The sequence below is a fragment of the Nonomuraea sp. NPDC004580 genome (genome assembly GCF_040609855.1).
GTDB classification, from domain to species: Bacteria; Actinomycetota; Actinomycetes; order Streptosporangiales; family Streptosporangiaceae; genus Nonomuraea; species Nonomuraea salmonea.
In genome coordinates this window covers 1-13,566 of sequence record NZ_JBEXLH010000063.1, presented here as the reverse complement: position 1 = coordinate 13,566, position 13,566 = coordinate 1, and the positions used below count along the sequence as shown (strand labels likewise).

The following is a 13,566-nucleotide window of genomic DNA, read 5'->3' as shown; positions in this document are numbered from 1 at the left end:
GGCCCCTCCGGCTCAGCGGGTGACGCTGCAGGCGTCCCTGTTGAGCGAGATCCGGCTGGGCAGCGAGCTGTCACCCGTGTGACTCACGAGGTAGCCCATCGTGACACTGGCGCCCGGCGCGATCGCGGCATTATGGGCCGCGGACGCGGCGGTGACCATGTCACCTGACTGGGTGAGGTCGGTGTTCCAGTCGGAGACGACCTGCTGGCCGCGCGGCAGCGGGAAGCGCAGCGTCCAGCCGTTGATCGGGGCGGTGCCGGTGTTGGTGATCGTGAGGTCCACGGTCATGCCGGTGCCCCACGCCTGCTTGACGTACCGGACGTGGCAGGTCGGCGTCGCCCGCTCGAACGTGACGCGGTGCAGGCCGCCGGGCAGGTCGTTGACGACGTACAGCTCGCCCTCAGGCGTCGCGCCGAACGCGGTGACCTGTGTCGGCGTCTGGCCGAGCTCGGCCTGCTGGTAGCCGCCCTTGCCGTCCTCGCGCAGCGCCCACACCGTGGAGGAGCAGTAGTCGGTGGCGATGTAGGTGCCGCCGACCAGGTCGGCGAACCGCTCGCCGCGATACACCTCGCCACCGATCACCGCGCAGCCGCCGGTGTGCGGCGAATAGGTGAAGACGGGCTTGGTGTACGTCTCGTCCGGGCGGCACTGCGCCTCGTCGAACACCTCGAAGCCCTCGAAGCAGGACCAGCCCAGGTTCGCGCCCGCCTGGTCGCCCGGCTTGACGTGGTTGATCTCCTCCCATCGGCCCTGGCCGACGTCGGCGATCCACATCGAGCCGTCGGCGTGGTCCACGGAGAAGCGCCAGGGGTTGCGGCCGCCGTACATCCAGATCTCGCCCCGCGCGCCCGCGACGTCGGCGAAGGGGTTGTCGCCGGGCACGCAGTACGCCAGGTCGCCGCAGGTCCTGCTGACGTCGATGCGCAGGATCTTGCCGAGCAGGGTGTCCAGGCGCTGACCGCTGTCGAACGGGTCGCCCGAGCCGCCGCCGTCGCCGATGCTCATGTAGAGCATGCCGTCGGTGCCGAAGGCGAGGTCGCCGCCGTTGTGGTTGGTGTTCTCGCCGTGCTCCTGGGCGAGCAGCGGGTCGAGGCCGTCGTCGTCCATGTCGTACCTGGCGAGCGTGACCGCGCCGTCCGGCAGCGCCGTGTAGGCGAGGTACAGCTCGTGGTCGTCGGCGAAGCCGGGGGAGAGCGCGATGCCGAGCAGGCCGCGCTCGTTGCCCGACTCGTCCACCGATGAGGTGATGTCGATGATCGGGTCGGGAGCGAGGCCGGTGTCGGGGTGGTAGACGCGTACGGTGCCGCGCTTCTCCACGATGAACAGCCGGTCCGTGCCGTCGTCCGGGGCGGCGATGGCGACGGGGCGGCGTAGGCCGAAGGCGACCTGGGTGGTGACCGCGTTGATCTCCTCCAGCGGCACCGCCGGTGCCGCGCTCGCGGCGGCCTGAGGCGGAGTGCTGACAGCGAGGAGGGACAGGGCGAGCAGCGTGGACGCGGCCCAGCGTTTTCCTGGCATGCCGGGGACGGTATAAGATCGTCCGCCGCCGTTACCAGGGTCGCGATCAAGCCGCGTGGTGCCTTGCCGGGCCCCTCCGCTGGCCTGCGGCGATACGGCTGCGCCTGCCGCAGGCCGATGAAACTTACATCGCGGGGGAGCGGGGCCTCACGCGCGAGGGCAGGTCGGCCAGCACGGCGTCCGCGGCGCGGCGGCCGGACACCAGGGCGCCCTGGAGCGAGCCGGTGTCGCGGTGGTCGCCGCACACGTACCGGCCGGCGCGCAGGCGTACCGGCTTGCGCAGCGGATGCGGCGGCGGCATCGCGGGCAGCGCGGCCGGGATCGGGTAGGTGGCGACGTGCTCCCAGCCGGACGTGTCGCCGTAGATCTCGCCCAGCCGCCGCAGGACCGTACGCTCGTCCACCTCCAGGCCGAGCACCGAGGTGGACACCAGCGCCCGCCCGTCCAGGGAGTACTCCGGCGCCGCGTCGGTGACGACGAGCGTGTCGGTGATGACGCCGGTGGCGTCCACGATCTGGGTCGGCTCGCCCAACGGCGAGCGGGGAGCGGCGTGGTAGAAGGTGGTCACCGCGCGCATGGGCGGCGCCTCGATCTCCTGCAGCAGCCGTGCGGCCGTGTGCGGGTCGGCGGCCACGACGACGGCCGGGCCGCTGATCGTGGTGCCGTCCGCGAGCCGCACCCCGCCGTCCGTCACCTCCTCCACCCGCGCGCCGAGCGTGACGGTGCCGGGCGGCAGCCGGTCGGCGAGCCGGCGGGGGATCTCGCCCATGCCGTGCGCGGGCAGGCCGATGGTGCCGCGGGCGAACGACCGCCACAGCAGGTGGAAGACCCGGCTGGACGTCTCCAGTTCGCGTTCGAGCAGCACGCCGGCCAGGAAGGGACGCATCAGGCAGTCGATCATCTTGGGCGACATGCCCCAGGCGCGCAGCTCCTCATCGGTACGCCGCTCGCCCCCCTTGCGCAGCACCGAGGCGGGCAGGGCGAGGTCGCGGCCGGTGACGGCGGACAGCACGGCCTTGTCCTTGAGCGTCCCGACCCCGGCCATCAGCGCGCTGAACGCGTGCCGGGGGTGCCGCCACGGCAGCATCACCCTGGCCTCGGCGGTCCTGCCCCGCACGATCACGCCGGAGGAGAACGGGCGCAGGTCGAGCGCGCCGATGTCGAGGACGCGGCGGGCCTCGGGGTAGGAGCTGATGAACACCTGGTAGCCGCGGTCCAGCCGGAATCCGTCCACGAGGTCCGTACGCACCCGGCCGCCGACCCCGTCGGACGCCTCCAGCACCCGCACGGGCACCCCGGCCTCGTGGAGGCGAAGGGCGCAGGCGAGTCCCGCCATCCCGGCGCCGACGACGATGACGGGCTCTCGCGGTCCCCGGTCGCTGTCCATGCGGGGCCTCTGCCCGCGCGTGCCGCCCTCCAACATTCCCCTTACGAATCTACAGTGTAAAGGCGTCGGGTTGGTGGTGCACCTCGTTTCATCCGTACCAAAATCCCATCAATGAGGCCCCAGCTGGGAAGACCTCCCTTCATGGGGGAGGTTCCGCGTCAGGAGAGCGCCGTCATGGTGGTGGGCGGGCCGACCGTCGTCCTGGGATCTGGGCGCCCGCGGGTCGTTCCCGCGCACTACGACAGATGGGCGCACTTCAGCGAGGGGGCGGATGATCTGGTGAAGGCGTTCGACGAGGCCGGCTTGTCGTCGAACGCCTTCACCTGGCCGCGCACGGCGCGTGGGTCCGGTTGGCCGATTGAGCGTCAGGTCGTGTGAGCGCGTTGGTGGGCCTCTTCGAGGGTGGCGCCTTCGAGCAGGGCGGTGATGTCGCTGGCGAAGCGGCGGCGCAGGAGCTACAGGGCTTGCCGGCTGAGGCCGGTTTCGTGGGGTTCAGGGTGGAGACCCTGGAGCTGCGCCCGCCGGTGGCCTGCGTCCTCGCCGTTGCCCCGGGTGGTGAGGAGGCGCCAGGTGGTGAGGGCCAGGTGGGCGCGCATCAGGCCGGTCGGGGTGGTGAGGTCGAGGCCGAGCGTGCGGCCGAGGTGGTCGAGGCGGCGGGCGACGCTGCTGTGGTGGAGGTGGAGGAGGTCGGCGGCGCGGCGGAGTGAGCCGGTGGCGCAGTAGGCGTCGAGGGTTTGGAGGTCTTCTGGGGCGAGGGTGGCGACGGCGGTGACGTCGGGGTTGTCGCGGACGGCGGCTTCCGGGATGTGGGCGAGCAGGGCCATGACGCCGAGGTCGTCGTGGTGGGTGATGGGCCGGCGGGGGGTGGTGAAGCGGAGGGCGGTGCGGGCTTCGTGCCAGGCGCGGGCGGGGTTGGATGCGGTGCCGATGCCGGCGCGTACGTCTGCGGGGAAGCGGGTGGGGTCGAGGGTGGTGGCGAGGATGGCGCCGACGCCGGCGAGGGGTGCGGCTTTGACCGGGCTGGTGGGGCAGATGGCGGTGCCGATCTGGCCGAGGGGGAGTGTGGTGTGGACGGCGGCGACGTGGAGGCGCAGGCCGGGGGCGAAGCCGAGCAGGCGCAGGGCGCGGGCTCTGGCGGCTTCGTCGGTGTCGGTGCTGATGGCGAGTTCGACGAGGGCGGGGTCGGCCATGGTGGTGCGGGCGGGGCCGTAGCGTTCGACGACGGCGGCTGCGGCGATGGCGAGGCGGTCGAGGAGGAGGTCGTCGAGGGTGCGGGGGGTGTCGTGGCGTTCGAGCCAGCAGGTGCCGATCTCTTCGTCGTCGAGGAGGATGGGGGCGCTGGTGGAGGGCGGTTGCGGTGGGCCGGTGACCTGTTTGCCGTCGGGGCCGAAGCGGATGGCCTGGCCGGTGCCGTGCAGGCGGATGCCGGTGACGCATTCGGCGAGGCCGGCGGATGCGCGGGTGAGTGCGGGCAGGTCGACGCGGCGGCGCATGAGGGTGTCGTAGAACATGACGACCCTGATGGCGCCTCCGGCTTGAGAGTCGAGCTGGGACAGTCGTACGGCGAGAGCCTCCACGTCTGCCAGGGTATGCGCCGTTCGGTGCGTGGGGCGGGGGCGATGTGCGACGGATGGCGGATGATGCGAAGGGGCGGGATGGCGAGGATGGCTGGCATGGATCCCGAACTCGAACCATTCATCCCGTTGTTTCCGCGCGCCGACCTGTCGGACCCGGTGGCGGAGCGGAAGAACTTCACCGCGCTGGCCACGTCGTTGCCGGCGCCCGATCTCAAGGACGTGGAGGTGGCGGACCATACGGTGCCGGCCGATCCGGACGTTCCTGTGCGGGTGTATCGCCCGCGTGACGCGCAGGGCGGGATCGTGTGGCTGCACGGCGGCGGTTTCGTCATGGGCGACCTGGACACCGAGCATCCGTGGGCCGGCCGGGTGGCGGAGGGGTCGGGCGCGGTAGTGATCTCGGTGGGGTACCGGCTGGCGCCGGAGCATCCGTACCCGGCGGCGCTGGACGATGTGTGGGCGGTGCTGCGGTGGGCCGCCGAGCACGCGGGCGAGCTGGGGTTCGACCCGGAGCGGCTGGCGGTGGGCGGTCACAGTGCGGGGGCGTGCCTGGCGGCGGCGGTGTCGTTGCGGGCGCGGGACGAGCAGGGGCCGCCGATCTGCTTCCAGCTGCTGAACCAGCCGGCGCTGGATGATCGGCAGGAGACCTGGTCGGGGCGGGCGTTCACCGAGACGCCCTGGATGAACCGGGACAAGGTGTCTGCGATCTGGCGGCATTATCTGGGTGGGGCGCCGGCCACGCCGTATGCGGCTCCGAGCCGGGCCGAGGATCTGTCGGGGTTGCCGGCGGTGTACATCGCGACGGCGGAGTTCGACCCGAACAGGGACGAGGCCATCGAGTACGGGCTGCGGCTGTTGCAGGCGGGGGTGCCGGTGGAGCTGCACCAGTGGGCGGGCACCTTCCACGGCTCGCAGGCGTTGCTGTCGGCCGAGGTGTCGCAGCGGCAGCTCGGCGAGGTGACGGCGGTGCTGCGCCGGGCGCTGGCTCGCTGACGGTGGCTCGCTGACGGTGGCTCGCTGAGGGTGGTGCTGCGCCGCGCTTCGGCTCGCTGAGGGTGGTGCCGGGCCGGCCGGAGCGTGTTTCAAGGGGCCGGCTCTTCGGCAGGGCCGGTCAAGGGGCCGGCTCTGCGGCAGGGGCCGGTCCCTTCGCGGTGCGGCCGCGGAAGGCGCGGCGGTAGGCGCCCGGGGTGGTGCCGAGTGCGGTGTGGAAGCGGCGGCGCAAGTTGGTGGCCGAGGAGAGCCCTGAGCGGCGGGCGACCGCGTCGAGCGGCAGGTCGCTGGTTTCGAGCAGGTCCTGGGCGGCGGCGATGCGCTGGGCGAGCAGCCATTGGCCTGGGCTGATGCCGAGCTGGTCGATGAAGCGGCGGGTGAGGGTGCGGGCGGACTGGCCGGCGCGGGCGGCCATGGTCTCGACGGTGAGGGGTTCGGCGAGGCGGGCGGTGGCCCAGTCGAGGAGGGGTGCGAGGGTGCCGTCGATCTGGGCGGGGCGGGGTGGGGCTGTGTATTGGAGCTGACCGCCTTCGCGGTGGGGCGGCATGACCATGGCGCGGGCGATGTGGGCGGCGTGGCGGGCGCCCTGGTCGCGGCGTACGAGGTGGATGCACAGGTCGATGCCGGCTCCCGCGCCGGCGCTGGTGGCGAGGTCGCCGTGGTCGACGTACAGGACGTCGGGGTCGACGCGGACGTGCGGGAAGCGGGCGGCGAGTTCGGCGGTCAGGCCCCAGTGGGTGGTGGCGGTGCGCCCGTCGAGGAGGCCGGCGTGGGCGAGGGCGAAGGCGCCGGAGCAGATGCTGACGAGGCGGGCGCCGCGCGCGTGGGCGCGGCGCAGCGCGTCGGTGACGGCGGGTGAGGGCGGGTCGGCGGGTGGGAGCCAGCCGGGGATGATCACGGTGTCGGCGTGGGTGAGGGCGTCGAGGCCGTCGGTGACGAGCATGTCGTAGCCGGCGCGGGTGGGGACGGGGCCCGGGTGTTCTGTGCAGACGCCGAAGGTGTACGCGGCGGGCAGCTCGGGTCGCTGGATGCCGAAGACCTGGGCGGCGCAGGCGAGTTCGAAGGTGGATTGTCCTGGGCGGACGAGGGCGGTGACGCGGTGCATGTCTGAAAAGTAGCGCGAGATGTCTTTTCTGACACTCGGCGGGGGCGGTGGGCGGCTGTCAGGGTGGTGGGCATGACGACACATCAGAACCTGCCGGGGTACGTGTGGGCCGCCATGGAGGACGCCCCGGTGCGCGAGGTGTTTCCCGGCATCCGGTTGCGCCCGTTGTGGCGCGGTGAGAGCGGGGCGGGGGCGTACGTGCTGGAGATGGACGCCGGGTCCTGCTGGGAGGGCGTGGACGTGCACGATCCTGGGCCGGAGGAGGTGTTCGTGGTGTCCGGGGTGTTCAATGACGGTGAGCGGGACTATCCGGCGGGGACGTTCATCCATGCTCCGGCGGGTTCGTCGCACGTGCCGCAGTCGGCGCAGGGGTGCACGTTGTTCCTGTTCTATCCGGAGGGCTGAGTGCCGGTGGTGTCCATGCGGAGGAACTCGGTGATGCGCAGCAGGCGGGGTGCGCGTCTGGCGCTGTCGGGCAGGTCGGGGAACGCCTCGTCGCGGCCGACGATGCGCGGGGCGGTCAGGTCGATGTCCTTGCCGTCGGCGTGCAGGCGGGCGTGGCCGGTGGCGAGGATGTTGCGCACCCAGTCCGAGCGTGAGCCGTAGACGAGGATGAACAGGTAGCCGCCGGGGACGGGGAAGGCGTCGAGCGGGGTGCGGTAGGCGCGGCCGGAGGTGCGTCCGACGTGGGTGAGCACCGGGTAGCTGCCGCGGCGGATGGACATGGGGTTGAAGATGCGCTTGTTGACGTGTCCCCACCAGAGCGGCATGGGCATGGGGGCCTCCTCAGGCTTACGGGCGTAAGGCTGCTTACAGGTGTAAGGTTGGCTTACGCTTGTAAGGCTGTCAATCCCCCGTACCGGAGCCGCCCGTGTCACCATCGCTGAGCCGCGACCGCGTGCTGGAGGCCGCGATCAGAGTCGCCGATCGCGGTGGCGAGGCCGCCATCACGATGCGGCGGGTGGCGCAGGAGCTGGGGGTGGAGGCGATGTCGCTCTACCACCACGTGCCGAGCAAGGAGGCCATGCTCGACGGCGTCGTGGACAAGGTGTTCGCCATGATCGAGCTGCCCTCCGGCGGCGGCGACTGGCGGGCGGCCATCCGGGCGCGGGCCGTGTCCGCGCGGGCGGTGCTGGGCCGGCACAGCTGGGCGCTGAGCCTGCTCGACTCCCGCCGCGACCCTGGCCCCGCGACGCTGAGTCACCATGACGCGGTGCTCGGGGTGCTGCGGGGGGCGGGCTTCTCGGTGGCGATGGCCGCGCACGCGGTCTCGGCGATCGACGCCTACGTCTACGGGTTCGTGCTGCAGGAGTCGGTCCTGCCGGTCACCACCCCCGACGACAGGGAGGAGGTCGCCGGCAACATCCTGCAGGGGGAGGCCGCGGCGCAGTGGCCGCATCTGGCCGAGCTGATCGTGGAGCACGCGCTGCGGCCCGGCTACGACTACGCCGAGGAGTTCGGTTACGGCCTCGACCTCATCCTCGACGGCCTCGAAGAGCGGCGGCGCGCCGGCGGGTGATGGACGGGCCAGGCCGGCGTCCCTACCGTCGATCACATGGCACACCAGACGCCCCCCGACCGCCACCTCATCCGCTACAGCGGCCACGCCGCGTTCTCCCCCGAGGTCATCGCCCGCGCGTCGGGCACCTCGCTGTTCACCGAGAGCGGCCGGGAGCTGCTCGACTTCACCTCAGGCCAGATGAGCGCGATCCTCGGCCACTCCCATCCCGAGATCGTCGCCACCGTACGCGAGCAGATCGCCCGCCTCGACCACCTGCACAGCGCCATGCTCAGCCGCCCGGTCGTGGACCTGGCGGCGCGGCTGGCCGCGAGCGTGCCCGGCCCGCTGGACAAGGCGCTGCTGCTGACCACCGGCGCCGAGTCGAACGAGGCCGCCGTCCGCCTGGCCAAGCTGGTGACCGGCCGGCACGAGATCGTGTCGTTCGCCCGGTCGTGGCACGGCATGACGCAGGCCGCAGCGAACGCCACCTACAGCGCCGGCCGCAAGGGGTACGGCCCTGCGGCGCCGGGCAACTTCGCGCTGCCCGTGCCCGATCGGTTCCGTCCCGCCATCGTGGACGCCTCGGGCGAGCTGGACTGGCGCCGCCAGCTCGACCTGGGGTTCGACCTCATCGACGCCCAGTCGGTGGGCAGCCTGGCGGCCTGCCTGGTGGAGCCGATCCTCAGCTCGGGCGGCGTGGTCGAGCCGCCGCCCGGCTACCTGCCGGCGCTGGCCGAGAAGTGCAGGGAGCGGGGGATGCTGCTGATCCTGGACGAGGCGCAGACGGGGCTGTGCCGTACCGGCGACTGGTACGCCTTCCAGCACGAGGGCGTCGTGCCCGACATCCTCACGCTGTCCAAGACGCTCGGCGCGGGGCTGCCGCTGGCGGCGGTGCTGACCAGCGCCGAGATCGAGCAGCGCGCCCACGAGCGGGGCTTTTTGTTCTTCACCACCCACGTCAGCGACCCGCTGCCGGCCGCCGTCGGCAACACCGTGCTGGACATGCTGGAGCGCGACCGGCTGGACGAGCGCGCCCGCCGGCTGGGCAAGCTGCTGCGCGGCCACCTGGAGGAGCTGGCCACGCGGCACGAGGTGGTGGGCGACGTGCGCGGGCGCGGGCTGCTGCTCGGCATGGAGCTGGTGGGGGACGACGTGCTCGGGCCGGGCGGCGCGGACCGGCTCGGCGCTGAGGTGACCCGCCGCTGTTACGGGCTGGGCCTGCACATGAACATCGTGCAGTTGCCCGGCATGGGCGGCACGTTCCGCATCGCGCCGCCGCTGACCGCGGGCGAGGACGGGCTGAGCCGCGGCGCCGCCATCCTGGACGAGGCGCTCACCGGAGCCGCGCGCACGCTGTGAGGGAGCCGCGACGGCCACGGCGTTGATCTTCGGCCCGGGCTTCTACCAGTACGCTCGGGTCGCCAGCCGGCACTTCGCGTGGGGAGCGGGTGACGCCGCGCTCGAAGGACCGCTTCCCGGCGGCGGCCGCGCGGGGATGCTGCCGTCGTTCTTGATGGATCGGATGATGGATTGTCAGGGGCGGAGGATGGCTTGTTCGAGCAGCTCGTGCAAGGTGCGTTGCTGCTGAGGGGTGAGGCCGGCCAGAGGTGAGTCCTGGATGAGGAGGTCGAGGAGGCGTTCGCGCTGGGCGTGACCTTCGGGGGTGAGGACGAGGTGCTTGGCGCGGCGGTCGGTGGGGTGCGCGCGGCGTTCGATCAGGCCCTGTTTCTCGAGCCTGTCGACGATGAAGGTGGCGTTGGACGGCTCGCAGCTCATGCGTTCGGCGAGTTCGCGCATGGTCATGGGGCCGGTCATCTCCCGTAGCGCGGTGGCCTGAGGTGCGGTGAGTCCCAGGGTGGTGGCGCGCTCGCGTACGTGGTCGGCGATCTGCTGGGCGAGTCCGTTCACCAGGCCGCACAGTTCGCGCTCGGCGGCGGCCTGCGGTTCCGGGGGGATGGTCATGGGTTCATGGTAGCAAGTGCTTCAAGTCAACATATTTCAAGCTTGATTGTTTCAAGCTTGACGCTTTATGGTGGCCCACGATTCGACTTCGAAGAAGGGCATGCGGACATGGAGAATGACGAGCGGTTGCGGCGGCCGGCGGGGATCCGTACGGTGCGGCTGGGCGACACCAAGGTGTCCTTCGTGCCGGACGGGGCCATCCAGGGCAGGCCCCGCCGCTGGCTGCCGGACACCACCGACGAGACCTGGGCCGCCCATCCGCAATACCTGGACGCCTCCGGCCATCTGGTGGCGAGCGTTGGCGGCCTCCTGGTCGAGCGCGGCGACCGTGCGCTGCTCATCGACGCCGGCTGGGGCCCGGTGTCGCTGCCGGCTGAGCCGGGAGGCCCGAACGGCGCCGTGCACGGGGGCGCGCTGCTCGACGGCCTGGCCGAGCTGGGCCGCGATCCCGCGGAGATCGAGGCGGTGGCCTTCACGCACCTGCACATCGATCACCTGGGCTGGGCCTGGCGTCTTGCGCCCGGCGAGGACCGGCCGGTGTTCGCGCGGGCCGGGTACCTGGTGGCCGAGCCGGAATGGGCGCGGCGCGACCTGTCCGCGCAGGGCGTCACCGAGGAGGCGGCCGCAGCGCTGGCGCCGCGCGTGCGCACGGTCGGCGACGGGCAGGAGATCTTCCCCGGCGTGCGGGTGCAGGTCACCGGCGGTCACACGGCCGGGCACGCGCAGTACGTCATCACCGGCGGCGGTATGCGGCTGATCGCCTTCGGTGACGCCCTGCATGCACCGATCCAGGTGGACCACCCCGAGTGGTCCTGCCTCTATGACCATGACCCTGCCCGGTCCGCCGAGCATCGCCGAGCTCTGGTGGCGGAGCTGGAGCAGCCGGACACGATCGGCTTCGGGATCCACTTCGCCGACGCGGTGTTCGGGCGGGTCCGCCGGGACGGCGCCGGCCCTGCCTGGCGTCCCCTGGACGTCTGAGCGGATGCCGAGCGTTTCCGGACAGCGTGGAGGTGCGGGTGACGGCGGTGAGGTCGCCGTCTGCTGGCCGGAATTCTGCTGGCCAGAATGAGGTGCTTACCCGGGTCGGCCTGTGGTTTCCCGCACGGCCGACCGGGTGAGGCGGTCGGCGAGCGCGACGACGAGGTCGCGCAGTTCGGCGGGCTGCTCGACGGCGAAGGGCAGGTCGAGCGCGGCCAGGACGGGAGGCAGCCGGTCGAGGTGGTCGGCGTGGAGCTCGACGCGGGACCAGCCGTCCTGCGGGGATTCGGTGACGAGGGCGAAGCCGGGCGGCAGCCGGGTGTGGATCTGGGCGGCGGTGCCCTGGATGCGCAGGATGACGTGGTGCCGGTGAGGGGCGGTGGCGAGCCTGGTGAGCAGGTCTTGGGCGGGGTCGTGGAGGCCGGCGGGTGGGGTGAAGGTGCCGGGCCGGGTGGTGGCCTGGGCGATGCGGTCGAGGCGGAACGTGCGCTCTTCGCCGATGGCGGGGTCGGTGCCGGTGACGTACCACTTGCGGTTGTGGGTGACCAGGCCGTGGGGATGGAGGGTGCGTTCGCTGCGGTGGCCGTCGGCGGCGGTGTAGCGGATGGTGACGGGGCGGTGGTGGCTGACGGCGTCGGCGAGGGTGAGCAGGACGCCGGTGTCGGGTGCTGTGCCGGGTGCTGTGCCGGGTGCTGTGCCGGGTGCTGTGCCGGGTGCTGTGCCGGGTGCTGTGCCGGGTGCGGCGGCGGGCCGGGCCGGGGTGGTGAAGGCGAGGGTGCCGAGGAGGGTGTCGAGCCGGTCGGCGAGGCGTCTGGGCAGGACGCGGCGGATCTTGGCGGTGGCGGTCTCCGAGGCCGTGCCGGTGCCCTGGGCGGTGATGAGGCCGAGCAGGACGGCGAGAGCCTCGTCGTCGGTGAGCATGAGAGGCGGCAGGCGGTAGCCGGGGGTGAGGCGGTAGCCGCCGTGGCGGCCACGTACGGACTCGACCGGGATGTCGAGGTCGATGAGGTGGTCGATGTAGCGGCGCACGGTGCGTTCGTTGACGCCGAGGCGGTCGGCCAGCTCGGTGACGGTGCGGGTGCCGCCCGCCTGGAGGAGCTCCAGGAGGGTGAGGACGCGGGTGGTGGGTCGCGGCATGTTCTCAAGTCTGCTGCAGATACCGGGCGGATTCTGCCCGGTATCAGGTCTAGCTTGTGGGGCGTTCGCGATCGACTGGTCAGCAGGGAGCTGTCATGGATTTCATCTCGACCCGGATCATCACCGCCGACGTGGCGCGGCTGGTGGGCTTCTACGAGCACGTCACGGGGGTGCGGGCGGCGTGGGCGAACGAGGACTTCGCGGAGCTCAGGACGGCCACGGGCACGCTGGCGATCGGCGGGGTGCGTACGGTCGCGTTGTTCGCCCCCGACTCGGCGCGCCCGGCCGAGAACCGCAGCGTCATCGTCGAGTTCCTGGTGGAGGACGTGGACGCGACGTTCAAGGGCCTGCCTGAGGAGGCCGACGTGGTGAACGAGCCGAAGACGATGCCGTGGGGCAACCGTTCGCTGCTCGTCCGGGACCCCGACGGCAACCTGGTGAACGTCTTCACCCCGGTCACCGACGCCGCCCGGCAGCGGTTCGGCCGGTAGCGGTCAGGGGGCGGCGAGACGGCGGGCGGCCTCGGCGCCGTCATCGGCGCCGAGGCGATCTGGCCACGCGCTCGGCCGGCCGGACGGGGGGGACCTCAACACGATCACCGTCCGGCCGATCGGCCGGACGGCGTGATCAGCTCACGCCAGTTCCCCACCTCCTGCGCGGTCAGGGCGCGGGCGATGATCGCGGCCCGGTCGAGGCCGCCGGTCAGGCGCTGGCCGCCGTTCTGGTCGGCGCCGAACCGCAGCGGCCTGGCGGTGCAGCCGGTGATGCCGCCGGAGGTGACCTGGCCGGTGGCGGCGCGCTCGCCGTCCACGTAGAGGGTCAGCGCGCCGGTGCGGTCCAAGGTGACCACCACGTCCAGCCAGCGGCCGGTGGTCAGGGCCGCGTCCAGGGTGACGCCGGCGCCCGCGCCGATGAAGCGGACCCTGCCGTCGGGCGTGAGGTCGATGAGCACGCCGTCGGTGCCCGGGTCACCGGAGGGCTGCGAGTCGAACAACCGCCGGTAGCCGCTGCCGGCCACCTTCACCTCGGCGGCGAAGGTGGCCTCGCGCAGCAGGCCGAGCGTGGTGGGCTCGGTGGTCAGGTAGGTGCTCCCGTCCAGCAGCAGGCCGCTGCCCGACGGGGCGGTGGCGTCGTAGGCCGGGTCGCCGCCGGTGAGGGTGGCGTGGCGGCCGTTGCCCGAGGTGTCCTCGACGGTGGCGCCCTCCCGGGCGTCCCAGGCCACCACTGCCGAGCCGGCGGGAGCCGGGGCGCAGGGGTCGAGGGCGAGGACGGCCGTGGCGGCACCCTTCCACGAGCCGCCGGTGACCGTCGCGGACAGCACGGCGGTGCGGCTGCCGTCGGCGGGGCCCGGGGTGACGGTGAACGCCGCGGTCCGCTTCCCGCCGCCCGGCACGCCCGGCAGGCGGCG

14 protein-coding genes are annotated in these 13,566 nt (G+C 72.5%); 6 read left to right on the top strand and 8 right to left on the bottom strand.

Annotated elements, in window-relative coordinates; genetic code table 11:
* Positions 1 to 12 precede the first annotated feature (12 nt).
* The 3 genes from ABZW11_RS38470 to ABZW11_RS38460 form a co-directional block, all read right to left on the bottom strand.
* Positions 13 to 1,518: a PQQ-dependent sugar dehydrogenase gene (locus ABZW11_RS38470; RefSeq protein ID WP_355428720.1), complete on the bottom strand. Its 1,506-nt coding sequence runs from the start codon at positions 1,516 to 1,518 to the stop codon at positions 13 to 15.
* 124 nt (positions 1,519 to 1,642) lie between these two features.
* Entirely contained in the window at positions 1,643 to 2,905 is a 1,263-nt protein-coding gene (locus tag ABZW11_RS38465; protein WP_355428717.1) for an NAD(P)/FAD-dependent oxidoreductase, read from the bottom strand.
* Positions 2,906 to 3,360: 455 nt separating this feature from the next.
* Positions 3,361 to 4,482: a helix-turn-helix domain-containing protein gene (locus ABZW11_RS38460; RefSeq protein ID WP_355428714.1), complete on the bottom strand. Its 1,122-nt coding sequence runs from the start codon at positions 4,480 to 4,482 to the stop codon at positions 3,361 to 3,363.
* Positions 4,483 to 4,578: 96 nt separating this feature from the next.
* Here ABZW11_RS38460 and ABZW11_RS38455 point away from each other — a divergent pair, with 96 nt between their 5' ends.
* Complete coding sequence (locus tag ABZW11_RS38455) at positions 4,579 to 5,475, top strand: alpha/beta hydrolase (protein ID WP_355428711.1); 897 nt, start codon at positions 4,579 to 4,581, stop codon at positions 5,473 to 5,475.
* A 118-nt stretch (positions 5,476 to 5,593) separates the two neighbouring features.
* Here ABZW11_RS38455 and ABZW11_RS38450 read toward each other — a convergent pair whose 3' ends face one another.
* The gene (locus tag ABZW11_RS38450; protein WP_355428708.1) at positions 5,594 to 6,577 is read right to left on the bottom strand and encodes a helix-turn-helix domain-containing protein; all 984 of its coding nucleotides are present in this window, start codon (positions 6,575 to 6,577) and stop codon (positions 5,594 to 5,596) included.
* A 72-nt stretch (positions 6,578 to 6,649) separates the two neighbouring features.
* Here ABZW11_RS38450 and ABZW11_RS38445 point away from each other — a divergent pair, with 72 nt between their 5' ends.
* The gene (locus tag ABZW11_RS38445) at positions 6,650 to 6,982 is read left to right on the top strand and encodes a cupin domain-containing protein (RefSeq protein ID WP_355428705.1); all 333 of its coding nucleotides are present in this window, start codon (positions 6,650 to 6,652) and stop codon (positions 6,980 to 6,982) included.
* On the opposite strand, the gene ABZW11_RS38440 is transcribed toward ABZW11_RS38445, so the two are convergent.
* Positions 6,967 to 7,353, bottom strand: coding sequence for a nitroreductase family deazaflavin-dependent oxidoreductase (locus ABZW11_RS38440; RefSeq protein ID WP_355428702.1), 387 nt, complete (start codon positions 7,351 to 7,353; stop codon positions 6,967 to 6,969). The genes ABZW11_RS38445 and ABZW11_RS38440 overlap by 16 nt on opposite strands.
* A gap of 95 nt (positions 7,354 to 7,448) precedes the next feature.
* Between ABZW11_RS38440 and ABZW11_RS38435 the strand changes: the two genes are divergently transcribed.
* Together ABZW11_RS38435 and ABZW11_RS38430 are read left to right on the top strand one after the other, a co-directional pair.
* A complete protein-coding gene (locus ABZW11_RS38435) occupies positions 7,449 to 8,096 on the top strand; it encodes a TetR/AcrR family transcriptional regulator (protein WP_355428699.1) in 648 nt (215 codons plus the stop codon).
* Between the two features lie 36 nt (positions 8,097 to 8,132).
* Entirely contained in the window at positions 8,133 to 9,437 is a 1,305-nt protein-coding gene (locus tag ABZW11_RS38430; RefSeq protein WP_355428696.1) for an aspartate aminotransferase family protein, read from the top strand.
* 174 nt (positions 9,438 to 9,611) lie between these two features.
* Here ABZW11_RS38430 and ABZW11_RS38425 read toward each other — a convergent pair whose 3' ends face one another.
* On the bottom strand, positions 9,612 to 10,040 hold the full coding sequence (locus ABZW11_RS38425) for a MarR family transcriptional regulator (protein ID WP_355428693.1): 429 nt from the start codon (positions 10,038 to 10,040) through the stop codon (positions 9,612 to 9,614).
* Between the two features lie 108 nt (positions 10,041 to 10,148).
* On the opposite strand from ABZW11_RS38425, the gene ABZW11_RS38420 reads away from it, so the two are divergent.
* Positions 10,149 to 11,021 carry an MBL fold metallo-hydrolase gene (locus ABZW11_RS38420; protein ID WP_355428691.1) on the top strand — a complete coding sequence of 291 codons (873 nt, stop codon included), beginning with the start codon at positions 10,149 to 10,151 and terminating at the stop codon, positions 11,019 to 11,021.
* A gap of 96 nt (positions 11,022 to 11,117) precedes the next feature.
* Here the strand turns inward: ABZW11_RS38420 and ABZW11_RS38415 are convergent, their stop codons facing one another.
* Positions 11,118 to 12,158 carry a YafY family protein gene (locus ABZW11_RS38415; RefSeq protein ID WP_355428688.1) on the bottom strand — a complete coding sequence of 347 codons (1,041 nt, stop codon included), beginning with the start codon at positions 12,156 to 12,158 and terminating at the stop codon, positions 11,118 to 11,120.
* Positions 12,159 to 12,253: 95 nt separating this feature from the next.
* Here ABZW11_RS38415 and ABZW11_RS38410 point away from each other — a divergent pair, with 95 nt between their 5' ends.
* The gene (locus ABZW11_RS38410; RefSeq protein WP_355428685.1) at positions 12,254 to 12,649 is read left to right on the top strand and encodes a VOC family protein; all 396 of its coding nucleotides are present in this window, start codon (positions 12,254 to 12,256) and stop codon (positions 12,647 to 12,649) included.
* 104 nt (positions 12,650 to 12,753) lie between these two features.
* Here ABZW11_RS38410 and ABZW11_RS38405 read toward each other — a convergent pair.
* Positions 12,754 to 13,566 (bottom strand): LamG domain-containing protein (locus tag ABZW11_RS38405; protein WP_355428683.1); only part of this gene is annotated, 813 nt, incomplete at its 5' end.